The sequence below is a fragment of the Pseudomonas sp. ok272 genome (assembly GCF_900109995.1).
Taxonomy (GTDB): domain Bacteria; phylum Pseudomonadota; class Gammaproteobacteria; order Pseudomonadales; family Pseudomonadaceae; genus Aquipseudomonas.
In genome coordinates, this window is the sequence record NZ_FOCB01000006.1 from 169,185 (window position 1) to 193,062 (window position 23,878).

Sequence of the window (23,878 nt, forward strand, 5' to 3'; positions counted from 1 at the left end):
AAGTATTTGAAGCGGATTGCTCGAAGGGTAGTCCGCGTTCAGAGTGGGTTGTACGGAGAATTAAAATGCACAAGGATGATCTTTTGCTGATGGCCGGCAGTCTGTTGTCTGTTTCGGCTGATGTGTCGCAGCCGTGGAAGAGTGATGCACTGAATTCGCTGCTTTTCTCCGGGGGGTATGCGAACGCCATGCAGAACAAGTTTGTCGATACGGAACGCTGGGGGGGACATTACACCAAGTCGATGATTAACCTGAAATGGAGTCGTAGTCGTTACCGAAGCGTTGATGTAGTGCCGGGACGCAAAGAGACCGTGGTGTTAATTGAACTGCTTAAAAAAAGTGTCTCTGACGTGTTTGGGGCGAGCTTGGCTAAGCCATTTGGGCAGGTGCTGGCGCGTATTGAACAAACATCGGCTACGCAGGACGCTTGGGCGATGTTTCGGGAAAGCGCAGTGTCTAACGATGGTGCGGAGACCGAGGGAGAGGCAGAGAACAAAACGAGTGCTCAGTGCTCAACGATTGTGCTGCAGATTAATTTACTGGTTGCGGAACTGGTGACTTACTCGATCCTTATCTATTTCAAAACGTCTGAAGCGGTTGCGGATGATTTTCTCAATCAGGCGTTTGCGGGCCAGGATATCGTCGGCAAGGTCAGTGTTGAGGTGGCGCAGTACTCGTTGGATAAGCGCGGGTATGAGAGAAGTAAAATTCGCGAGAAAGTACTCGAGGCACTTGCGGATATGACGGATGAGCGAATCATTGATCTGTGCTCGGAATGTGTCGCAGATAAGCGTGAAGATTTGCACGACTAGTGTCGCGGGCATGGACAGGGGGCATCGACTTGTCGCGACGGTGTCATGTGTGATTGCGATGCGGGTGACCGACCCCTTGTTTCTCGCTCCTGACTTCTCACGGATCACAAGGTTGTTGACCTATGTCGCAAGACACTGCCACACGCTACCCGCTGGTGCTGGTCCCCGGCTGGTTCGGTTTCGTCCGCCTGCTGTTGTACCCGTACTGGTACGGGATCATTCCTGCGTTGCGTCGGGGTGGGGCCGTGGTGTTTGCGGTGCAGGTGTCGCCGCTCAATGCAAACGAGGTGCGTGGTGAACAGCTGTTGCAGCAGATCGAGGCGATCGTGCGTGAGACCGGAGTCGCCAAGGTCAATCTGATCGGCCATAGCCAGGGCGCGCTGACCGCCCGCTACGCCGCCGCCAAGCGCCCGGACCTGGTGGCCTCGGTGACGTCGGTGGCAGGCCCCAATCAGGGCTCGGAGCTGGCGGACTATTTGCTAGAACGCTACCCGCATGGCAGCGTGCGGGGCCGGGTATTGGGCGCGGTGCTGCAGGGGCTTGCCGGGTTGATGGGGGTGCTGGAAACCGGCCATCGACGACGCGGGTGGCCGGTGGATGTGCGTGCCTCGCACCACGCGCTGACCACCCACGGCGTGGCGTTGTTCAATCATGGTTATCCACAGGGCTTGCCGCCAACCTGGGGTGGCCACGGGCCGGAATCGGTCGAGGGTGTGCGCTATTACTCCTGGTCCGGCACTTTGCAGCCGGGCAAGACTGACCGTGGCGGCAACCGGTTCGACGTCAGCAACCGTAGCTGCCAGTGGTTCGCCAGGACCTTCGTGCGCGAGGTGGGGCAGTGTGATGGCATGGTCGGGCGCTACAGCTCGCACCTGGGCACGGTGATCGGCGACGACTACCCGCTGGACCATCTGGACATCGTCAATCAGTCGCTGGGCTTGGTGGGCAAGGGCGCTGATCCGGTGCGCCTGTTTGTCGAGCATGCGCTGCGGTTGAAGGCGGCGGGGGTCTGAACCTCACAGCGACCGCATCATCGTTCTTCGCGAGCAGGCTCGCTCCCACATTGGATGCGTGTCGTACACATCATCTCCTGTGGGGACGAGACCGGCTTGCCGGCGAACGCCTCCGATCAGGCAATACTGACCTTACGGCCCAGCACGGTAGTCCAACGCTCCGACACGATCACCCCGCCCAGCGTCAGCATCCCGCCCACCAGATGAAACCACGCCAACTGCTCATGCAGCACCAGCGCGGCAATCAGCGCGGTCATCACCGGCAGCAGGTTGAAGAACTGGGTGGTGCGGCTCGGGCCCAGGCGCACCACGGCCTGCATCCAGGCCAGCGGGGCGATCATCGACGCCAGGAGGCAGGCATAGAGCACCAGCGGAATGTTCTGCAGGGTCGGCCCGACCTTGGGCGAGAAGACGAACAGCGGGAACAGCACCACCACCGCCACCAGCACCTGCAAGTACAACAGCACCAGGGGCGGCAGGCGCAGCTGCCATTTTTTCAGCAGCGTGCTGTAGATCGCATACGCCAGGGTGGCGATCAACATCATCGCGTCACCCAGGTTGACCCCGTGCTCCAGCAACGCCGCCAGGCTGCCGGAGGAAACGACGACCAGCACGCCGCTGAACGACAGCACCGCACCGACCAGAGCCCCGGCGGTCAGGCGCTGACCGAGGCTGATGATCGCCATGGCCAGCGACATCAACGGCATCAGCGACAGGATGATGCCCATGTTGGTGGCCGAGGTCAGGTTGGCGGCGAAGTACGCCAGGCTTTGATACACCGCCATGCCGAGCACGCCGAGGATAAAGATCTTGCCCAGGTTGGGGGCAATCCTGGGCCAATGGCTGATGACGGGCTTGAGCATGAAGGGGGTGAACAGCAGGCCGGCGAGCAGCCAGCGGTAGAAACCGATCTCGGCGGGGAAGATCACCCCGGCCGACATCTTGGTGATCACGGTGTTGCCAGCCCAAATGAAGATGGCCAGCAGCGGATAAGCGTATTGCATGGGGTAAACCTGAACGTTAATGAAGGGGGATTATCCTCTGTCTGGATCAAAGCCTATACTTTGTTCCAGACAAATGGCCTCGCTATCCGGACAACATGACCCGCCAACACATTGACCTGCTGGAGTTCAGTGAACTGCCGGCCCCGGTGTATTTTCGCTATGCCGACTTCGATGCGCACCGCTTCGCCCCGGCGCACCGCCACCCATGGGGCACCCTGGAGTACTCGGCCCACGGTGTGCTGCGCATGGACATCGGCGGTCGCCGCTTTATGTCCCCGCCGCAGTATGCCCTGTGGGTTCCGCCGCGCACTGAGCATAGTTTCTACAGTGCCCAGCCGATCCATTATCGAGCGGTCTGCCTGGCCCCGCCGATCTGCCGCGATTTGCCGCCGCACGCCTGCACCCTGGCGATCAGTGACATCCTCAAGGCGATCCTCAAGGACTTCGCCGCTCGCGACGTGAAGATCCCCGAGCGCGACGCCGACGTGCGCCTGGCGCAGGTGCTGGTGGATCAACTCCAGCAAGCCCCGGTGCATGAGTGCTACCTGCCGTATGCCCACAGCGCGGGGTTGCTCGGCATCCTCGAAGCCCTGCAGGCCGCCCCGGGTGACAACCGGCCCCTGGCGCACTGGGCCGAGCGCATCCACGTCAGCGAGCGGACCCTGGCCCGGCAATTTGTCCGGGAACTGGGCATGAGCTTCGGCGAATGGCGTCAGCGCCTGCGCTTTGTGGCGTCGATCGAGGCGTTGGACAGCACACGCAGCATCCAGGAAATCGCATTCGACATGGGCTACAGCACGTCGTCGGCGTTTATCGCCATGTTTGTACGCCAGGCGAGGTGTACGCCAGAGCAGTATCGCCGGCATAAGTTTCTTTGAGTAATGGCGATACTCGGTGAGTTAAGTGGTATCGCGGGGGGATGAATTCGGAGTGTCGCCGGGAAGTTTCGTACGATTTAAGGCGAATTAGGTTTTATTTTCAGCGGGCATGTCGCTGTACGCTTTTTAAGGGATCTACTGTTGTTAGTTGACGCGCAGATAAGTTGTTAAAGGTCTGTCAGCGAAAGTTAATGAAGGATCGGTAGATGACTTAATTATTTCGTACGAGGCTTCATCAATGTTATCTAGACCGGAAGATAGTTTGTCGGCGACTCAAGCCCCCCCCGTGAGTGCGCATCACGCGTTGATAGAAAGTGCAGTGCCTGACTGGCTGATCCGTGCGCACGTGGATCGGCTCGAAGCGTTGAGGGCCAGGGCGGCGTCCATTCCAGAATGGGCACGAAACGCCTCCCCAGCGGAGCATCTAGGCCTGGCGCAAGCCATCGAGAACAGTTGGTCGGCGCAGAATGATGTCGACAAGATGTTCGCCGGCTTGAAAGATGCCTATGGGTTTGCCGAGCCCCTACTTCGGCATGCGTTGAAACAACAATATGGCGTTGAAGACGATATCAGGGAAACATTCGTCAAGTTATATACCTCTGCCAGTCGTCGTTCGTGGTCCTTCGATATTGTCAGGGGGGCGCGCAGTCGGACGGTTTCTCTGCTGGATGCGGCGTTGCATAACTTCTCCAGTTCGGAAACATTTCTTGAAGGCTCGGAGTTTATAACTCGGCCGGATGCCCGTGGACGCTTTGCAATAAAAAACACACGGGACAAGATGTCCATCGAGCAGTTCAAGAACCTCTGCCGTGAACTGGATATCGGCGCCCGCTATCGCACTTACCTGGAGAACTACCTGCTGCCCGCCAATGGCCTGGCCCAAGGCGTACTGGAACACCGAATTATCCATAGCCAGAAAACGGCGCTCGCCGCCGCCCTGCAAATAGCCCTGGTCAAAAAGGACATCGGCCCGGATGCCTACCGGCTCATGCAAGGCATTATCCAGGGGGTCAAAGGGCTGACGCTGGACGGCAAAGCCGTGCGGTTTCATCACCTGACGATGATGGACACGCGCTTGACCGGCATTGTCCTGATCGGCCCTGATGTGGATGCGCGTGCCCGCGGTGTGCGCCGAATCATTGCCTATGTGCCGCATGACCCCGAGCATCCGCTGAAGGAATACCCCAGCGCGGATGCGTTTTTGAGCGAGTTGACACGACAACTGCGCGATGTCCGGGCCGGGCAATCGGGCGGTCCCAGCTACCAACAGTTTTTCAGCCGCTTCATTGAACATAAAAAGCGTGGGTATTTTTTTGCCGACCTGAACCAGCGCCTGAACCGTGTGACCTGGCACGAGCAGGAGCCCGGGGTCGATTTGCCCAGTTGGCGCGCCACCCCGGTAGACCATCCCAGCTTGCACTACAGCGCCATACCGTTCCGGGACGAAAACGGTCATCACTTCCAGGGCAACCTATGGGTCTATCTCTACGAGGAGCAGCAAAACAAGATCCTCAATGACGCGCGCGAACTGGCCATTTCCACGGCCGATGCCGACAGCGACGCCTACTGGGCGTGGATCGACAACCTTGAAGGCATGTTGCTCGAGGTCTTCAATGTGGCGCTGTTGGTGGTGACACCGTTTGTGCCGTTCCTGGGCGAACTGATGCTGGCCTACACCGCGTACCAACTCGCCAGCGAGGTCATTGAAGGGGTGATGGATTTTTCCTGGGGAGAGTACCTGGAAGCCAGCGACAGCCTGCTCAGTGTGGTCCAGAGCCTGGCGCAACTGGCGGCCTTTGGCGGTGCCGTCGCGGTAGGCACGCAAGTGGTTGCCCGCCTGTCACCGTTGATCGAGGGCGCGCAGCCCGTCACCCTGGCCAACGGCAAACAGCGCCTGTGGACGCGCGACCTGCGTCCCTACGAGCACAAGGGCCTGGGGCTGCCCGCCGATTCGAAGCCGGACGCCCAGTGGCTGCACCAGCACCAGGGCAAACCGGTCCTACGCGTGGACGAGCGGCACTACGCACTGCAAAAGGACCCGCACAGTGAGCTGCATCGCGTGCTGCACCCCTCCCGGCCAGAGGCGTATCAGCCAGCGGTCCAAAGCAACAACGCCGGTGCCTTCGTGATCGAAGGTGAACGGCCCGCGCAATGGGATGAGCGCACACTGATGGCCAGGCTGGGGCCTTCAGTGGAGGGCTTGGGCGATTCGTTCGACGACCTGCGCCTGATCAGCGATGCTTCGGTCCAGGCGCTGCGCCGGATGTACCTCAACAATGAACCACCCCTGCCGTTGCTCAGCGATACGGTGACGCGACTGCGCATCGATCAGCAGGTCCAGGCCTTCATCACGCAACTGGCGAGCGAGCGCCCCGAGCAGTTCCTGCAAGCCGACGCCCTGATGCAACTGCAGTTGCTCGATGGCCTGTGGCCCGCTGAAACGCGCGTGCAACTGATCGCGCGCGATGGCCAAACGGTGCGCGGGGAAATCGGCTCGGCCGACGTTCCGGCGCAGCGGATATATGAAGACAGCCTGGTCGAGAACGACGTGCTCAGAACCTTGCTCACACACCTGGACGAAGGGCAGACCCAGCACTTGATGGAGCGTGAACTCGGCGCAACGGTGACCACCAATCAGCACCATGCCCAGCTACTTCGGGCCGAGCTGGCGCGGCGGGCCAGGCGTCGTCGTACTGAATTGTTCGAGCGCCGCTACGCCGAACACGAAGCCCGGTGGGGCGCGCGGGTGCAAACCGTGTGCGCCCACGTGCCCGGGCTGCCGGGGGTCGTTGCGGCAGAGTTGCTGGAGCTGGCCAGCGCCGAGGAGCTGCAGGCGCTCAGCCAGGATTATCTGCCGCCTCGCCTCAAGGGGTTGGCGTCCTATGCACTGGATGAAGTCCGGGTGGCTCGTGCGTATGAAGGGGTCTACCTGAGCTCGGTCGAGAGTTTCGATACCGACAAGCTGGTCCTGCACTCGCTGGAAAACCTGCCGGGCTGGCCCGCGGACATCCGCATCGAGGTGCGGCACTACGAGCGCGATGGTTGGCTGATGGACCGCATTGGCGGGGCGGATGCCCGGCTTACGCGCACGATTGTCGCGGAGGCGGACCAGCGCTTCACGGTCTGCGATGAGCAGGGCAACACCCTGGGGGTGACCGCGGACTTCCACGAGGCGATTTTGCGTGCGTTGCCGCCAGCCGAACTCAGGGGCTTGAACCTGCGCGCCGATGAGGTGCAGGGGTTCAAGTCAGCCGTGCGTGAACACCTGCTGGCGCGTGAGCAACTGCCGGGCATCCTTGGTCGTCACCCGGCCCCGCCGCCTCCGGCCTATGATCCGCGCCTGCTTCGCCTGCGAGGTGGGGCGCCGGTGCAAGTGCTCGACAGCCTCCAGCAATCCTGGGACAACCTGCTGTTTTATGCCTATGGAGGTGCCCCGGTGCCCGCCGAGGTCAGGGCCAACTACCTGGATGGGCTTGGGTTGATACACGAGCGTTTTTCGATTCAGGGGTTCTATGCGCTGGAGTGGTCGTTCCACGACCTGGCCGGCAATCCGTTGGCGTTGGCACAGTTGCGACAAAGCGTCGAGCTGCTCCCCGACTTGAACCGGCTGTTGTCGCCGGAGTCGTTCTTCGAGCTGCTGGACGAGATGTTCGAGCAACAGCCGATGCCCCTGTCCAGTGACACCCGGGAATGGGCGATGACCGCGCGTTACCTGGAGAAGACCGGGCGTGCCGAGGAATACGCCGCGTGGCGGCAAGGGGCGACGACGGGTGAGCCGGCGGTGAATGCCAGTGCAGACTTGTACCACTATGCCAGTGTGATAGGCGAGACCCCGCCGGCGGTGGGTAAAGTCATCGCCGTGGAGCCGCAGGTGATGGTCAACTTGCAGCAGGCACAGCGCGCCATCACGCGCAGCAAGGAGCTTTTGCCCCTGTCCGGCAACCAGCTGCCGAGTATCTGGGAGAAGGGGGGCTCGGCCATCGCCAAGCTGAAGCACCTCAGGAAGGTCGACCTGGTCACCGGCTTGCCCACGGCCGAGCTGAGCATTGCCGAAGCGGCCCAGGCGGCGATCGAGATCAAGGGCGGCAACTGCTCGGAAAACTCGAAAGTGACGTTCTCGATTTTGGCCAGCGAGCCCAGGACGGCCGCGATCCATATCGTCAGGGCCTCCGATTTTGACCATCAATACGTAGTCATCGGCGACCTGAGCCAGCCCGAGCAGTTGGTCGTAGCGGATTCCTGGCCGGAGTTCCCCGTCGCGCACCTGTCCAGCGAAGGGTACTTCTCCTTCGATCCGGAGCCGGTGGTGAGCCTCGACCCTGGGCCTGCCATCGACGCGTATCGGTTCATCGACGACGCACCGCCCGGCCCCGCGTCGACGCCGCCTCGGGGCTCGGACGACACCGTCCTGCGGGCGATCAAGATCCCCAAGCTGCACCTCAAGGGCGGCTATGTCCAATGGACGTCGTTGAAGGAACTGGGGGTGGCTTATGCCGAGCCGGGGCAACCGCAGGTGTCGTTCGAGCGGCTCGACATGGCGCTGATCGAGCGACGAATCGAGGCTTATGAGCATTACTTTGCAGCGATCAAACCCGTGTAGTACAGGGTGAAACCGGGGCGGCCCGCTCGTTGAGTGCGCCGCCCGGTGTTTTTCGATGTCTGGATGTAACAGGTTTTGTCTACACTGCTGGATAAGCCACACCCCTCGGCGTGGCAACCAGGAGACGACTCCATGAAGATGTTGCGCATCCCGCTGTTGATGATGGGCCTGCTGCTGTGCTCCCAAGGCTTCGCCGCCACGGCGCAACAGAACAAGATGACCACCTGCAACGCTGACGCCACCACCAAGGCGCTCAAGGGCGACGAACGCAAAGCGTTCATGAGCACCTGCCTCAAGGCCGCCCCGGCCGCCAATGACGCCAAGGTCCTGACCCCACAGCAACAGAAGATGAAAGACTGTAACGCCACGGCCAAGACCCAGGCGCTGGCCGGCGATGCGCGTAAAACCTTTATGAGCACCTGCCTGAAAAAGTAATCCATGTCGCCCAGTGCCTGTTGAATGGGCGGGCCCCTTCGCGGGCAGGCCCGCTCCCACAGGGGCCCTGGCTGGGGCACGTTTTTGTGTCTGGCACCGGCCCAGCGTGGGAGCGGTCTTGCCCGCGAAGCGGCCGGTCCAGACAACGCACGACTTGAATCCCTAGTGCTCACACGGGAACGCTGGCAGACTGCCAATCCTTTCGCGCCGTATGTTTTGAGGCTGTATGCCAACGTTTTCAGAGCGTCATGTGTTGCTGGTCGTCAGTTGGGTGATTATTTTTGGCGGCTTGCTGCTGGTGCTGCCACTGCGGTTGTTGCCCAGCCTGCTGGCCGGGTTGTTGGTGTTCGAGCTGGTCAACATGCTCACCCCGCAACTGCAACGACTGATCGAAGGGCGGCGTGCCCGCTGGCTGGCCGTGGCGTTGCTCGGCACGCTGGTGGTCAGTGCATTGGCGCTGGTCTTTGCCGGGGCCATCAGCTTTCTGCTGCACGAGGCGGAAAACCCCGGGGCGTCCCTGGACAAGTTCATGGGCGTGGTGGACAAGGCGCGAGGCCAGTTGCCGCCGTTCCTCGATGCGTACCTGCCGGCCAGCGCGGCTGAGTTTCGCCTGGCCATCGGCGAATGGCTGAGCAAGCACCTGAGCGACCTGCAGTTGGTGGGCAAAGACGCCGCGCACATGTTCGTCACCCTGCTGATCGGCATGGTGCTGGGGGCGATCATCGCCTTGCAGCGCGTCCCGGACGTGACCAAGCGCAAACCCCTGGCCGCTGCGCTGTTCGATCGCTTGCACCTGCTGGTCCAGGCGTTTCGCAACATCGTCTTCGCCCAGATCAAGATCTCCCTGCTCAACACCTTTTTTACCGGGATCTTCCTGGCCGTGGTCCTGCCGATGTTCGGCATTCACCTGCCGCTGACCAAGACCCTGATCGTGCTGACCTTCCTGCTGGGGTTGCTGCCGGTGATTGGCAACCTGATCTCCAACACCCTGATCACCATCGTCGGCCTGTCGCTGTCGATCTGGGTGGCGGTGGCGGCGCTGGGCTACCTGATCGTTATCCACAAGCTTGAGTACTTCCTCAATGCGCGGATCGTCGGTGGGCAGATCAGTGCCAAGTCGTGGGAGTTGCTGCTGGCGATGCTGGTGTTCGAAGCCGCGTTCGGCCTGCCGGGGGTGGTGGCAGGGCCGATTTACTACGCGTATTTGAAGAGTGAGTTGAAGCAGGCGGGGATGGTTTGATTCGGGGTTTGTATCGGCTGATAGGGCCCCTTCGCGAGCAAGCCCGCTCCCACAATTGATCGGTAGTGTTCACACCTATTGTGTGCACAGGAGATCCAGTGTGGGAGCGGGCTTGCTCGCGAAGGCCGCGCCGCAGATGTCAGATCACTCCTGCGGCCCGTACCGGCGCATGGCTTCGATCGCCAGGCCGCTGCCGATGCTGCCGAAGATGTTGCCTTCCACGTGGCGGGCGTTGGGCAGCATCGCCGAGACGCTGTTGCGCAGCGCCGGGATACCGCTTGAACCGCCGGTGAAGAACACCGTGTCCACTTGATCGACCCGCACGTTGGCGTCGATGAGCAACTGGTTCACGCTGTTGCGCACGCGCTCGAGCAAGCCGTCGATGGCCGATTCGAACAGCGCGCGGCTCAACTCCACGCTCAAGCCCGGTTCGATGCGATCCAGCAGCAGGTGGCGGTTGTCGGCGTGGGTCAGTTGGATCTTGGTTTCCTCGACTTCCATCGCCAGCCAGTGCCCGGCGCGCTCTTCAATCAGCTTGAACAGGCGATCGATGCCGCCCGTGTCCTCGATGTCATAGCGCATGCTGCCCAGGGCAATCTTGGACTTTTGCGCGTACACCGCGTTGATGGTGTGCCAGGTCGCCAGGTTCATGTGGTGGCTGGTCGGCATGTAGGCGCCGCTCTTCATCCGGCTGCCGTAGCCGAACAACGGCATCACACCCTGCAGGCTCAGTTGCTTGTCGAAGTCGGTCCCGCCGACGTGGACGCCGCCGGTGGCGAGGATGTCATCCTGGCGATGGTCGAGGTCGCGGCGCTCGGGCGACAGGCGCACCAGGGAGAAGTCGGACGTACCACCGCCGATGTCGACGATCAGCACCAACTCTTCTTTCTCGATGGTCGACTCGTAGTCGAAGGCCGCCGCGATAGGCTCGTACTGGAACGACACGTCCTTGAAGCCAATGGCCCGCGCCACGTCCACCAGGGTATCTTCGGCTTCCTTGTCGGCCATCGGGTCGTCATCGACGAAGAACACCGGGCGGCCCAGCACCACTTCCTCGAACTCCCGACCAGCGGTGGCTTCGGCACGCTGCTTCAACTGGCCGATGAACAGCCCCAACAGGTCCTTGAAGGGCATTGCCGTGCCCAGCACGCTGGTGTCGTGCTTGATCAGCTTGGAACCCAGCAGGCTTTTGAGCGAGCGCATCAGGCGCCCTTCATAGCCTTCCAGGTACTCGTGTAGCGCCAGGCGGCCGTACACCGGGCGGCGCTCTTCGATGTTGAAGAAGACCACCGACGGCAGGGTGATCTTGTCATCCTCCAGCGCAATCAGCGTTTCCATGCCAGGGCGCAGCCAGCCGACGGTGGAGTTGGACGTGCCGAAGTCGATGCCGCAGGCACGGGCCGGGGAGGCGTTTTTCATGTCTTTCAAGTTCCGGTTAAAAAACGGCCGCGCAGTGTATGTCACGACGCCACAGAATCGAAGGCCGGTTATCCGCTAAATTCAAGGTGATGGGTGACTTGAAAGACTATCCTTTCCCCCCAAACTTACAGGCATGGCTGGCAGCCACGCGCGCGACGCATCAGATTCGCTTCCCGGCTGCCGATAAACTTCTTACGTGCGACCCGATCACAACCTTGCGATCGGACAAGCTGGCTGCCACCCACAGGTGCATGCCGGCCCGTGGCACGATATCGATAACGGATGGTGACTCGAGCGATGGACTTCAAAGACTATTACAAGATTCTCGGCGTGGAACCGACGGCTGACGACAAGACGATCAAGGCCGCCTATCGCAAGCTGGCCCGTAAATACCACCCTGACGTCAGCAAGGAAAAGGACGCCGAGGAAAAATTCAAGGACGCCTCGGAAGCCTATGAAGCGCTGAAAAGCGCCGACAAGCGCGCCGAGTACGACGACCTGCGCAAATACGGCCAGCATGGCCAACCGTTCCAGGGCCCACCGGGCTGGCAGAGCCGTGGCGGCTTTGGTGGCGGTGGCCAGGACACCGGCGACTTCTCGGACTTCTTCAGTTCGATCTTCGGTAACCGTGGCCCGGGCTTTGGTGGCGGACAGTCAGGCCGCAGTGCCGGTCGACGGGGACAAGACGTGGAAATGGAGCTGCCGATCTTCCTCGAAGAGAGCCTGGCCAACGAGTCGAAGAAGATCAGCTTCCAGGTGCCGCAGTACAACGCAGCGGGCCAGCACGTCAGCAACACCACCAAGAGCCTGAACGTGAAGATCCCGGCGGGCGTGACCGATGGCGAGCGCATCCGCCTCAAGGGCCAGGGCGCACCGGGTATCGGTGGCGGTGCCAGTGGCGACCTGTACCTGACCATTCGCTTTGCGCCGCACCCCAAGTTCGACGTCGAAGGCCAGGACCTGATCATCACCTTGCCGCTGGCGCCGTGGGAACTGGCGCTGGGCACCGAGGTGGCCGTGCCGACCCTGACGGGCAAGATCAACCTCAAAGTCCCGGCCGGCAGCCAGAACGGCCAGCGCATGCGCGCCAAGGGCCACGGCCTGCTGAACAAGGCCGGCGAGCGCGGCAACCTGTTCGTGCAGCTCAAGGCCGTCATGCCCAAGAGCGGCGACGAGGAGGTCAAGGCGCTGTGGCAGGAACTGGCCAACAAGGCCGCGTTCAACCCGCGCGAGCACTTTTGATCGAATACATTTGAGTTCCAGAACCCTGGAGTGACCGAGTATGAGCAGTCCCCTGATCGTTCAACTGGATATGGCCCAATTCTGCGAGGCGAGCCAACTACCAGACCTCTACGTGATCGAGATCGTCGAACACGGGATCCTCGAACCTCAGGGCACCGCGCCCGGAGACTGGCGCTTCAACGATGTTGAGCTGGCGCTCGCCAAACGCGCGGCCAAGCTGCGCCAGGACCTGGAACTGGAATGGGAAGGCGTCGCCCTGGCGCTGGACCTGCTTGAAGAAGTGCAGCACCTGCGCGCCGAGAACCAGATGCTCAAGCAGCGCCTGGGGCGATTGGTGGGGTAGGGGGCGTCCCGATATCGAAGAAACACGCGTGGCGAGCGAGGGTGCTCGCCACGGGCTGTTTGAATGTCGAGAACAGTAGTGGGGTCGGCGGTCATAGATAGTTACCGCCTGCGCTCAACACCCGCTGCGTAAGTTGAGGCCTTGATAACTTATCGAGGCCTTCGTCCATGTCCGATTTACCCAACGACCACTTGCCTTCTTCTGCGTCCGGCGCGCAGGGGCAGCATTATGAATTCATCAAGAACGCGGTGCCCGAGTGCCTGATCAAGGCCTCGCCGCAACGCCGGCTGGCGCTCAAGCAAACGCGCCCGCACATTCCCGACTGGTACGCCGCGCTCAACGACGCGCAACGCGAAGTGCTCAACAGCGACCTGGACACCCAGTGTCACTCACAAAACGCGCTGGATACCCTGATGCGCAAGGTCCAGGACGTCGAGGCGTTCGCCGGGCCCCTGCTGACGGCGGCGCTGGCCGAGGCGGGCCATGTGCTGGACGTGGACCAGGTGCACTTGCGCCTGTATGTCCCGGTAGACGATAGCTTTGGCCGCCGCACGAGCGGGTATCGGGTCAAGACTTTTTCCCTGTTACAGGCGGCGCTGAACAATTTCGAAGCATCGGAAGCCGAGGCCGATTACTTCAACGTTGCGTCCGGTTTCATCACCGCGCCCAACGCGTTGGGGCATTTCCAGGCCCACTCGACTCGCCTCAAAATCGATGAGTTCGCCCGCCTGTGCCGCACCCTGGACTTGGGCGGGCAGTATCAAAAACACCTGAGCGCCCTGATGCGCCCGGATGATGTCGTGTCGCAAGGTTACTTGCGTGCCCGCTACCTGGCGCACCAGAAAGACGCCTTCAAGGCGGCGGCCCGCCTGGCGCTGTTCACGGGCGATATCGGCGAGGATGACTATGACCTGTTGATGCGCGTCGCCGCCGGCGAGAAGCGCATCATGCTCGGTGACAAACAGGTCTGGTATCGCACCCCGTGCCTGATGAACCTGCACCTGCGCGGCTGCGTGATCATCGATCCCTGCGTGAAGTACCAGTATTCGGACTGGATCATCGCCTACATCCCCGACGACCCCGAGCACCCGATCAAGCGCTACGCGTCCTTCGACGCCTTTCGCCAGGCCCTGACCCGCCAGCTCACCCGGTATCCGCAGTCCACGCCGAACCGCCGGGCGCTGGCGGGACCGGCGCAGTACCAAGTGTTCTTCAGCCGCTTTGTCGCGCAAAAAGACCGCCCCTACTACTACCGTCGATTCACCGAGACCGTGGTGGATGCGCCGGCCGAGCCTTGGCTGTTTCGCTGGTTGCGTTCCGAGCAGGGAGCATTATGGGCCCGCCTATTGGTGCCGGATCTGGTGTTGTCCTCCCTCGACTCGATCCTGGGTGATCCCCGGCATACCCTCCGGGTGCCACTGGAGGGGCCGAACCTGCACATCAATGCCGACTCGATGAAGGGCCTCTGGGAAGAGGTCGACCTGTGGAACGAACTGTATGAAGGCATGCGTGACCGGCTGTTCGAGGATGCCTGCACCCAGGCGATTCCTACGGCGAGCACCGACGCCGCCAACCGTTCGCGACGGTTGTCCCATTACCTGAGTATCGGCCTGCTGACGGTGGGTACGATGTCAATGGTGGTGCCGCCACTGGGGGCCGTGATGATGCTGGCCACGGCGGGGCAGTTGCTGTACGAGGTGCTGGAGGGCGCGGTTGAACTCAGTGAAGGCGACCGGGAGGCCGGTTGGTCGCACATCACCGATGTGGTGGAAAACCTGGCGATGCTAGCGGGCGGTTCGGTGGCGTTCCATGTCGTGGGCTCGCCCTTTGTTGAGAACCTCAAGGCCGTCCTCCTGCCGAATGGCAAGACCCGCCTGTGGAAGCCCGAACTCAAGCCCTATGAGCAGACGCTCGCGTTGCCCGACTGGGGCAGCCCGGATGCCAACGGGTTGTTGCAGCACAATGGTCGGTCGGTGTTGCCGCTGGAGGGTAAGTACTTTGTGCTCGGCGAGGAAGTTGCCGGCGACACCTATCGCATTCAACACCCCACACGCTCAGAGGCCTATCAACCCCTGGTCCGGCATAACGGCGATGGGGCCTGGGTGGATGAAGCCGATCGGCCTCGGACGTGGCAAGGCGCGACGCTGATGCGCCGCCTGGGGGCGGTGGTGGATGGCTTCAGTGATGAGCAGTTGGAACAGATTCGCCGGGTCAGTGACGTCGACGACGATTGGCTGCGCCGGCTGCACACCGAGAGCGAACCGACGCCCTCGCTGTTGCTGGAGACGGCGCGCCGGTTTCGGGCCTATGACAATGCGTGCAAGGTCGGTGAGCAGATTGCTCTGGGGCGAATGTCTGACGAGCTGGCCGGGTATGCCGCGATCTTGATGGTTGAGTTGCCCGAATGGCCGGCCGGCCGGGGCATTGAGGTATTCAATGAGCGGGCCGAGGAGGCGCCGCTGCAGTATCACGAGGGGGACCGCCTGGACCCTGACCCGATCCGTATCAGCCAAGCCGAACTGCGTAACGGCGGTCTGCCCGCCCGGGTGGTTGACAGCCTCAGTGAGGATCAACTCAACCGGCTGCTCCTGCGGTCTGTCGCCCCCAATGCCGAGTCGCGAACGGTTGCGTTGACCGAGCACCTGATCGCCCGCGCAGAGCAATGCCGCCTACGTCTGTTCACCAGTTTGAGCAGCAATCGGCAGGTGTTGGCCGAGGCTACGGTCCGTGTGGTGCTGCGCGATTTCAACAAGCTGACAACACGCATGGCCCGTGAGGCGCTGAACGAGGCCACACCCGCTGAGCACCAGGCCATCCCCGCCCGCCAGCGCCTGCCCCTACGCGTGGCCCAAAAGGCGCGCGAGCTGCAGGCGCAGGTACGCCTGGCGCAGGCTTACGAAGGCCTGTACCTGCCGGAATTGGTGAGCGCGGATACCGAGGCGTTGGTACTCAATACCCTGGACCGGCTGCCCGGCTGGCAGGACAACGTGCGCATCGAGACCCGTGAAGGTTCGGTCAGCGGCAGACTGCGCGCCAGTCGCGGCCCTGAAGGGATCGACAACCGTAAAGTGATCGTGCAGACAGCGCCTGGGCAATATCAGGCGTTCGATGGCGAGGGCAATCAGTTGCATGGCATCAACGGACTCTACGGCTCGCTCCAGCATGCCTTGCCGGACGCCCAGCGCGCCGCGATCGGCCTGCCTCATGTGGGCCAGGGCGAGCAGTTGCACCGTTTTATTGTGCAACATGCGTTGCCGCACAAAGCGTTGCGCCAGGTGTTGGGCATGCGACCTGTGCGTCAGTCATTCTTCCGGCGACCGCGACGTTTGTCAGGTGGTAGACGGGGTTATCCGCTGAGTGGGCGCGGGGTAGGACAAGCGCCGGAGCGGGGAAATTGGCGGCTGATCATCGAAGAGCGGGTTCGCAGTCTTTACCCCACCATCTCCGAGCAAGAAATGAGCGAGTTCCTGGAAGGTCGGGACCTGACCGACGACCGCTGGCTTAAGGATCTGGAAGCCGACCACAAGGCGTTCGAGCACGTGATCAACCACTGGCTCCTCGAAGGTCCGCGAACCCGCCGGGCCTTGCTTGCCCGGCGCAAGATTTGTGACGCGCTCAGGGAGGCCAAGCAATTGAGCGGGACACAGGATTTCGACGCTCATGGCGACTACCGAGGACAGACCCTTGTGCTCAAGGGCCGGGCGCTGGGACCTCTGCTGGAAACCCTGCCTGACCTGTCGGGTCACGTCGATTCCGTCTCTAAATTGGTACTGGGGGACGTCGGGCTGACGGATGCCAGTGCAGGTTTCTTATCGAACTTTCGTGGCGTGCGGTTCCTGGACATCGAGGAGAATCAATTGACCCGGTTGCCGGATGCGATTCGACACATGCCGCGACTTGAGTTCTTTGGCATGGCGGAAAACCAGGTGGTCTTGACCGAAGAGGACGTTGTGCACATCAGGGGACTGCGCCACCTTGAAGCAATCACCGTTGAGGGCAACCCGCTGGGCAAGGTCCTGGACATCAGCCAGATGGTAAACCTGCGAGGGCTGTACATGGCGAGCACGGGCATTGATCGGTGGCCCGTCGGGGTGTTTGCCAGACCCAGGCCACGCGGGTTCGTCCTGGACATGACGTCCAACGCCATCACCCAGATCCCTGATGTTGCGCCGGGCTCCGACAGGGCGCAGATCCTGGCCAGAACCATGGTGTCCCGGGAGCTTTTGTCGCCTGAGGTCCTGCGCAAACTCAAGCTTTATATTGAGTCTGTTGGCCTGGACCCTGAGCGGCGCTTCCCGGTCCGGGGAACCCAGGACAGTGCCCACTGGATGAAGGGCTTGACACCTGAGCAGTGGCTGGAGAGACAGCCCGTCTGGGATGCCGTTGAAGAGTCGCTGGGGGCCGAACCGTTTTTTGATGAGCTGCGAAAGTTGAGCGACTCCTCTGATGCGCTCGACCTGGCCTTCCAGGAAAACCTGACCATCAAGGTGTGGCGCATGCTGGAGGCGATGGCCGAGGACACCGCCTTGCGTGAAAAGCTGTTTGAAATGGCCGCGGCCCCTACGACCTGTGTTGATGCCGGTGCGCAGTTGTTCAATGCCATGGGGGTCGAGGTGATGGTGTATGAAGCCCGCACGCTACCCGATCTGGGGTTGATGAAGCTGGAGTTTCTGGAGCTGGCCAAGGGCAAGTCCCGCCTGGATGAGCTGGGTCGGATTGCCCATGCCAGGGTGGCCGACCTGCTGGAGCAAGGCCGCAAGTTTCCCGCCTACGATGCGGATGGGAATCTGATTCCCCACCGTGACCCGCAAGGCAATCCTGTGCGTTCTATCGATGAGGTAGAGATTCACCTGGCGTACGTGACCCAGCTCGCCGGCCGGCTGGACTTGCCCTGGCAGTCTGAGAGCATGATGTTCGAAGAGCCGGACGTGACACCCACCATGGTCAATGAAGCCTACAACCGTGTGCTGGTGCTGGAGCAGGGCGACTTGCTGCGTGACAACATCCTTGAGCAACCCTTCTGGGTTGAATTTGTGGAAGAGACGCACCCCGATGCGTTCGAGGTGGTCAATGCCAAGAACGAGGCGTTGATCAACCTGTTCGATGCACAGGAGGCCTTGGCTGACGGCTCGGATTTATCTTCGATTGAGCAGCAGCAACTGCGCAATACGATCCAGGCGTCAGCCGAGGTGCTGGGCATGTTGCCGGGCACGTTCATCCCTGGCCGGCGGATGAGCGACCCTGAGTTTTACGAGGACATGGCCCGGCTGGGAGAGGAACGCCAAACCATCCTGCGCACGTTGACCGATAAGGATATGGGTCGCACGCCGGTTCCCAGGCCGGAACGCCACGCGGGCTGAGTGATTCAGAACAGAAAATAACGCTGGGCCATCGGCAGCGTCTCGGCCGGCTCGCACCACAACAGCACCCCGTCGGCCTTGACCTGATAGGTCTGCGGGTCGACGTCGATGGCGGGCAGGTAGTCGTTGTGGATCAGGTCGGTCTTTTGCACGCTACGACAGCCCTTGACCACCGCGATTTTTTTCTTCAAGCCCAAGGCCTCTGGCACGCCTGCGTCAAGCGCTGCCTGGCTGATGAAGGTCAGGCTGGTGGCGTGTCGTGAGCCGCCGAAGCTGGCGAACATGGGGCGGTAGTGCACCGGCTGCGGGGTGGGGATCGAGGCGTTGGCGTCGCCCATCAGGCTTGCGGCGATGGCGCCGCCCTTGAGGATCAGTGTCGGTTTGACGCCGAAGAACGCTGGGCGCCACAGCACCAGGTCCGCCCATTTGCCCACTTCGATCGAGCCCACTTCATGGCTGATGCCGTGGGTGATGGCCGGGTTGATGGTGTACTTGGCGATGTAGCGTTTGGCGCGGAAGTTGTCGTTGCCAGGGCCATCGCCGGGCAGTGGTCCGCGTTGTTTCTTCATCTTGTCGGCGCTCTGCCAGGTGCGGGTGATGACTTCGCCGACGCGGCCCATGGCCTGACTGTCGGAGCTGATCATCGAGAACGCGCCGAGGTCGTGCAGGATGTCTTCGGCGGCGATGGTCTCGCGGCGGATGCGGCTTTCGGCGAAGGCCACGTCCTCGGCGATGCTCGGGTCCAGGTGGTGGCAGACCATCAGCATGTCCAGGTGTTCATCGATGGTGTTGCGGGTGAACGGCCGGGTCGGGTTGGTGGAGCTGGGCAGCACGTTGGGCAGGCCGCAGGCCTTGATGATGTCCGGTGCGTGGCCGCCCCCGGCGCCTTCGGTGTGGTAGGTGTGGATGGTGCGGCCCTTGAAGGCGGCGAGGGTGGTTTCGACGAAGCCGGACTCGTTGAGGGTGTCGGTGTGAATGGCCACCTGCACGTCGTACTGGTCGGCCACGCTCAGGCAGTTGTCGATGCTCGCCGGGGTGGTGCCCCAGTCCTCGTGCAGTTTGAGGCCAATGGCCCCGGCTTCGACTTGCTCGATCAACGGCCCGGGCAGGCTGGCGTTGCCCTTGCCGGTGAAGCCCAGGTTCATCGCGAACTCATCGGCGGCCTGGAGCATGCGCGCCAGGTGCCACGGCCCCGGGGTGCAGGTGGTGGCATTGGTGCCGGTGGCGGGGCCCGTGCCGCCACCGATCATGGTGGTGATGCCGCTCATCAGCGCCTCTTCGATCTGCTGCGGGCAGATGAAGTGGATGTGGGTGTCGATGCCGCCCGCGGTGAGGATCATGCCTTCTCCGGCGATCACCTCGGTGCTGGCGCCGATGGCGAGGGTCACGTTGGGCTGGATGTCCGGGTTGCCGGCCTTGCCGATGCCCGCGATGCGCCCATCCTTGAGGCCGACGTCGGCCTTGACGATGCCCCAGTGATCGATGATCAAGGCGTTGGTGATCACCGTGTCCACCACCTGCGCGGCGAGCAATTGGCTTTGGCCCTGGCCATCGCGGATCACCTTGCCGCCGCCGAACTTCACTTCTTCGCCGTAGGTGGTGAAGTCCTGCTCGACCTCGATCCACAACTCGGTGTCGGCCAGGCGCACTTTGTCGCCGACGGTGGGGCCGAACATGTCGGCGTAGGCTTGACGGGAGATCTTCATTCGATTGCCTTGAGATTTAATTGAGTTGGGGACGATTCGCGTTGCGCACAGATTCGCGAGCGGGCTCGCTCCCACAAGGAAATGCGATCAACTGTGGGAGCGAGCCCGCTCGCGAAGAGGCGGGTACAGGCGCCCTATCAATCAAAGGTCGCCCATCACCCTGCCGGCAAACCCAAACACCCGCCGCAGCCCGGCCAGGTCCACCAGCTCCACCTCGCGGCGTTGCCCCGGCTCGAAGCGCACGGCGGTGCCGGCCGGGATGTTCAGGCGCATGCCCCGGCTGGCGGCGCGGTCGAAGGCCAGGGCGTCGTTGGTTTCGAAGAAGTGATAGTGCGAGCCGACCTGGATCGGCCGGTCGCCGCTGTTGGCCACGTGCAGGCGCACCGTACGGCGGTCGACGTTGAGTTCGATGTCGCCGCTCTGGATCTGGTATTGGCCAGGAATCATGCCGGTTGCCCCAGGGTCTTGAAGTAAATGGCGGTCGGCGTGTAGTGGCCGTCCGGGCTTTGGCAGTAGTTGGGCAGCTCACCGATGCGGGTGTAGCCCAGGGACTGATAAAACGCCTCGGCGGCTGAGCCGGCCTCGGTGTCCAGGTACAGCAGGCCGCGTTGGTGCTGGCGGGCCGCAAGCTCCAGGACGCCCATCAACTGTTGGCCCAAGCCACGCCGCCGCGCCTGGTGCAGCACCTGCAACTTCTGCACCTCGGCGCGATTACGCCCGTTGGCTTTCTGGCACAGGCCCAATTGCACGCTGGCCACCACCCGCTCGTCATCCACCACCACCCACAGCAGCAGGCTGCCGTTCGCCAGGTCGGCCTGGACCGTATTGAGGTAGGCGCGGGCCTGGCTGTCGTCGAGGTCGGCCATGAAACCAAGCGAGGCGCCATGCCTGACGGCATCGAACAGCAAGTCGACCAAGCCCTGGCGATAGTGGGCAAAGCTCTCGGTGTTGACGAGACGCAACTGGGCAGTGTTCATCGGCTATGACTCCAGGTCGACGGTGGGCGGGGCTGTGCCGGGGTTGAAGGTCAGTTGCATGAAGGTCAGGTCCAGCCAGCGCCCGAACTTGGTGCCCACTTGCGGCATCTGCCCGGTGATGACAAACCCGGCCCGTTCGTGCAGGCGAATCGAGGCCGCGTTGCCGCTTTCGATGGCGGCGACCATCACGTGTTTGCCGCCGTCTCTGGCGCGCTCGATCAGCACCGTCATCAGGCGTGGGCCCAGGCCATGGCCACGTTGGTCGCTGCGCACGTACACCGAGTGCTCGACCGTGTGGCGAAAGCCGTCGAACGGCCGCCAGTCGCCGAACGAGGCGTAGCCGAGCACCTGGTGGTCGGCGTCGACAATCACCAGGATCGGGTAGCCCTGGGCGTGCCGGGCGTTGAACCAGGCCTGGCGATTGTCCAGGTCGACGGCGTGTTCGTTCCAGATCGCCGTGGTGTTGAGCACGGCGTCGTTGTAGATGTCGCGGATCGCCGGCAGGTCGGCGGGCAGGGCGTCGCGGATGTGATACGGCATGGCGCGGCCTCAGGCGATGGGTTGGTGGACGGTGACCAGTTTGGTGCCGTCGGGGAAGGTGGCTTCGACCTGGATCTCGGGGATCATTTCCGGGATGCCTTCCATCACCTGTTCGCGGCTCAGCAGCGTGGTGCCAACGTGCATCAACTCGGCCACGGTGCGCCCGTCACGAGCGCCTTCGAGCAGCGCCGCCGAGAGATAGGCCATGGCTTCGGGGTAGTTGAGCTTCACGCCACGGGCCAACCGCCGCTCGGCCACCAGGCCGGCGGTGAAGATCAACAACTTGTCTTTTTCGCGTGGGGTCAGGTCCATCGTTCAGCGTCCATCAAGGGCAGTAAAAAAGGGCAATCGGGACACACACATCCCTTGTGGGAGCGGGCTTGCTCGCGAAGGTGCCGGCACCGTCAACATCACCGTGACTGACCCATCGCTTCGCGAACAAGCCCACTCCCACAGGAGCAATAGCGATTCACGTGCTCCATATCCGTGGTGCAAGCGCCTCGCGGCCCAGCAAGGCTGGGCGCAGCAGCGTCCATAAGTCAATCAACCAGGCCCTGGCCACCAACGCTTCGCTGGCCAGGCAGCGCGCCACCAACAGCCCCGGCAATTGGCTCAGGTCACCGCGCACCGCATGGGGCAACGAACGGCAACGCTCCAGTAGCTCACTGTCGACTGCGCCGGTTACCAGCAACGTCGCAAACACCGGTTGCCCGTCCAGGCCAATCGGTGAGTCGAGCAAGCCGTCACCGCCGACAATGCGCTGGCGTTCGTGCCAGAGCAACTGGCCGTCGCGACGAATGTCGAGCCGGGCTTGCAAGTGCCCATGCTCGAAGCGTTCGCCGCTGGCCGGCCGCCCCAGCGCCACCACGTCCCAGTAGCACAAGCGGGCATCGCCGTGCAGGTCAATCGCGGTGCAGAGTTCGGCCTGGGCGCCGCTGAACACGATGGTTTCCTGGGGCAGCCACTCCAGTGTTGCGCCGGCGGCCACCGTCAGGTCGAGTTGCTGGTAGGCCGGGCTGGCGGCGCGGTACCACTTGGCGGCGCCGGGGCTGGTCAGTTGCGCCCAGGCCTGCGCACCGACGTTGACCGCGATGTCCAGGCGGTCGCCCCCGGCAATCCCGCCCGGGGGGTGGACGATGATGTGCTGGCACACCTCGGGGCCTTCGGCATACAGATGTTTTTGCACCCGCAGCGGACCCTTGTGCCGGCGCTGGACCGGGCGCGTGGTGTGGTCGAATCGGGCGTAGCCCAGTTCCAGTTCGGCATGCCAGTTGGGGGCGAAAACGGCAGTCGGGGCAGGTCGGTTCATGTGTTCGAATGATCGCCAGGGTGCTTGAGACTAGATCGTAACCAGTCCACGCACACCCTCGGCCTCCATGTTTTCACCGCGGCCTTGCTGGATGATTTCGCCCCGGGACATCACCAGGTACTGATCGGCCAACTCGGCGGCGAAATCGTAGAACTGCTCCACCAGCAGGATCGCCATGTCGCCACGCGCCGCGAGGGTCTTGATCACCGCGCCGATCTCCTTGATCACCGAGGGCTGGATGCCTTCGGTGGGTTCATCGAGGATCAGCAGGCGTGGGCGGCTGGCCAGGGCGCGTCCGATCGCCAGCTGTTGCTGCTGTCCGCCGGAAAGGTCGCCGCCCTGGCGTTGCTGCATTTGCCGCAGCACCGGGAACAGCTCGTAGATGAACCCCGGGACGGCCTTGGCCTCGACCCCCGAGAAGCGTGACAGCCCCATCAGCAGGTTCTCTTCCACGGTCAGCCGGGGGAAGATTTCCCGGCCCTGGGGCACGTAGGCAATGCCGGCGTGGACCCGCTGGTGGGGCTTGGCCGCGGTGATGGATTGGCCCTCCCAGGTCACCGCGCCTTCCCTGGCCGGCAGCAGGCCCATCAGGCATTTGAGCAGGGTGGTCTTGCCCACGCCGTTGCGCCCGAGCAGGCAGGTGACTTCGCCGACCTTGGCCTCGAAGCTCAAGCCCCGCAGGATGTGGCTACCGCCGTAGTACTGGTGCAACTGGTTGACCTGCAGCATGTTCAATCTCTCCTCAACCCCCTTGTGGGAGCAACTGTCTTAGCCATGCAGCTCGTCACCGCCATCGCGGGCAGGAATCTGGGTTGAGCCCGTAGGAGCGAGGCTTGCCCGCGAACCGGCCAGCCCATTCAACATCGATGTCGCCAGACTTACCGCCTTCGCGGGCAAGCTTCGCTCCTACAAGGAATCCGGGCCTGACACGGGATGGGTGTTCGCCGTGGACCAGGGTGGGAGCGGGCTTGCTCGCGAATACGAATTAACATTCAACAGT

The 23,878-nt window shown here is 62.5% G+C and carries 18 protein-coding genes; 9 read left to right on the forward strand and 9 right to left on the reverse strand.

The window, feature by feature from the left end; genetic code table 11:
- Nucleotides 1-65 precede the first annotated feature (65 nt).
- On the forward strand, nucleotides 66-812 hold the full coding sequence (locus tag BMW74_RS11555) for a hypothetical protein (protein ID WP_093419057.1): 747 nt from the start codon (nucleotides 66-68) through the stop codon (nucleotides 810-812).
- A gap of 122 nt (nucleotides 813-934) precedes the next feature.
- Nucleotides 935-1,825, forward strand: a complete 891-nt coding sequence (locus BMW74_RS11560; protein ID WP_093419067.1) for an esterase/lipase family protein — start codon at nucleotides 935-937, stop codon at nucleotides 1,823-1,825.
- Nucleotides 1,826-1,941: 116 nt separating this feature from the next.
- Here BMW74_RS11560 and BMW74_RS11565 read toward each other — a convergent pair whose 3' ends face one another.
- On the reverse strand, nucleotides 1,942-2,829 hold the full coding sequence (locus BMW74_RS11565) for a DMT family transporter (protein ID WP_093419072.1): 888 nt from the start codon (nucleotides 2,827-2,829) through the stop codon (nucleotides 1,942-1,944).
- Between the two features lie 95 nt (nucleotides 2,830-2,924).
- Between BMW74_RS11565 and BMW74_RS11570 the strand changes: the two genes are divergently transcribed.
- From BMW74_RS11570 to BMW74_RS11585, 4 genes are all read left to right on the forward strand, one after another.
- Nucleotides 2,925-3,707: an AraC family transcriptional regulator gene (locus BMW74_RS11570; protein WP_093419075.1), complete on the forward strand. Its 783-nt coding sequence runs from the start codon at nucleotides 2,925-2,927 to the stop codon at nucleotides 3,705-3,707.
- A gap of 319 nt (nucleotides 3,708-4,026) precedes the next feature.
- Complete coding sequence (locus BMW74_RS11575) at nucleotides 4,027-8,307, forward strand: dermonecrotic toxin domain-containing protein (RefSeq protein WP_256562557.1); 4,281 nt, start codon at nucleotides 4,027-4,029, stop codon at nucleotides 8,305-8,307.
- 132 nt (nucleotides 8,308-8,439) lie between these two features.
- Nucleotides 8,440-8,742, forward strand: coding sequence for a PsiF family protein (locus tag BMW74_RS11580; protein WP_093419078.1), 303 nt, complete (start codon nucleotides 8,440-8,442; stop codon nucleotides 8,740-8,742).
- A gap of 226 nt (nucleotides 8,743-8,968) precedes the next feature.
- Entirely contained in the window at nucleotides 8,969-9,982 is a 1,014-nt protein-coding gene (locus tag BMW74_RS11585; protein ID WP_093419081.1) for an AI-2E family transporter, read from the forward strand.
- Nucleotides 9,983-10,126: 144 nt separating this feature from the next.
- On the opposite strand, the gene BMW74_RS11590 is transcribed toward BMW74_RS11585, so the two are convergent.
- A complete protein-coding gene (locus tag BMW74_RS11590; protein ID WP_093419103.1) occupies nucleotides 10,127-11,401 on the reverse strand; it encodes an Hsp70 family protein in 1,275 nt (424 codons plus the stop codon).
- A gap of 297 nt (nucleotides 11,402-11,698) precedes the next feature.
- Between BMW74_RS11590 and BMW74_RS11595 the strand changes: the two genes are divergently transcribed.
- The 3 genes from BMW74_RS11595 (at nucleotide 11,699) to BMW74_RS11605 (ending at nucleotide 18,346) form a co-directional block, all read left to right on the forward strand.
- Entirely contained in the window at nucleotides 11,699-12,643 is a 945-nt protein-coding gene (locus BMW74_RS11595) for a DnaJ C-terminal domain-containing protein (protein ID WP_093419106.1), read from the forward strand.
- 40 nt (nucleotides 12,644-12,683) lie between these two features.
- Entirely contained in the window at nucleotides 12,684-12,986 is a 303-nt protein-coding gene (locus BMW74_RS11600; RefSeq protein WP_093419109.1) for a chaperone modulator CbpM, read from the forward strand.
- 167 nt (nucleotides 12,987-13,153) lie between these two features.
- Entirely contained in the window at nucleotides 13,154-18,346 is a 5,193-nt protein-coding gene (locus BMW74_RS11605; protein ID WP_093419124.1) for a dermonecrotic toxin domain-containing protein, read from the forward strand.
- Between the two features lie 5 nt (nucleotides 18,347-18,351).
- Here BMW74_RS11605 and ureC read toward each other — a convergent pair whose 3' ends face one another.
- The 7 genes from ureC to urtE all read right to left on the reverse strand — a co-directional run bounded on the left by ureC (nucleotide 18,352) and on the right by urtE (nucleotide 23,607).
- Nucleotides 18,352-20,052: an urease subunit alpha gene (ureC, locus tag BMW74_RS11610; protein WP_093419128.1), complete on the reverse strand. Its 1,701-nt coding sequence runs from the start codon at nucleotides 20,050-20,052 to the stop codon at nucleotides 18,352-18,354.
- Between the two features lie 141 nt (nucleotides 20,053-20,193).
- Entirely contained in the window at nucleotides 20,194-20,499 is a 306-nt protein-coding gene (locus tag BMW74_RS11615) for an urease subunit beta (RefSeq protein ID WP_093419131.1), read from the reverse strand.
- Entirely contained in the window at nucleotides 20,496-21,029 is a 534-nt protein-coding gene (locus BMW74_RS11620; RefSeq protein WP_093419136.1) for a GNAT family N-acetyltransferase, read from the reverse strand. Before BMW74_RS11620 ends, BMW74_RS11615 begins: the two co-directional genes overlap by 4 nt.
- A gap of 3 nt (nucleotides 21,030-21,032) precedes the next feature.
- Entirely contained in the window at nucleotides 21,033-21,569 is a 537-nt protein-coding gene (locus BMW74_RS11625; RefSeq protein WP_093419138.1) for a GNAT family N-acetyltransferase, read from the reverse strand.
- Nucleotides 21,570-21,578: 9 nt separating this feature from the next.
- Nucleotides 21,579-21,881, reverse strand: coding sequence for an urease subunit gamma (gene ureA / locus BMW74_RS11630; RefSeq protein ID WP_093419140.1), 303 nt, complete (start codon nucleotides 21,879-21,881; stop codon nucleotides 21,579-21,581).
- Between the two features lie 157 nt (nucleotides 21,882-22,038).
- A complete protein-coding gene (locus tag BMW74_RS11635; protein WP_093419142.1) occupies nucleotides 22,039-22,878 on the reverse strand; it encodes an urease accessory protein UreD in 840 nt (279 codons plus the stop codon).
- A 30-nt stretch (nucleotides 22,879-22,908) separates the two neighbouring features.
- Nucleotides 22,909-23,607 (reverse strand): urea ABC transporter ATP-binding subunit UrtE, encoded by a 699-nt coding sequence (gene urtE / locus BMW74_RS11640; protein WP_093419144.1) that lies wholly within the window; start codon nucleotides 23,605-23,607, stop codon nucleotides 22,909-22,911.
- Between the last annotated feature and the right edge of the window lie 271 nt (nucleotides 23,608-23,878).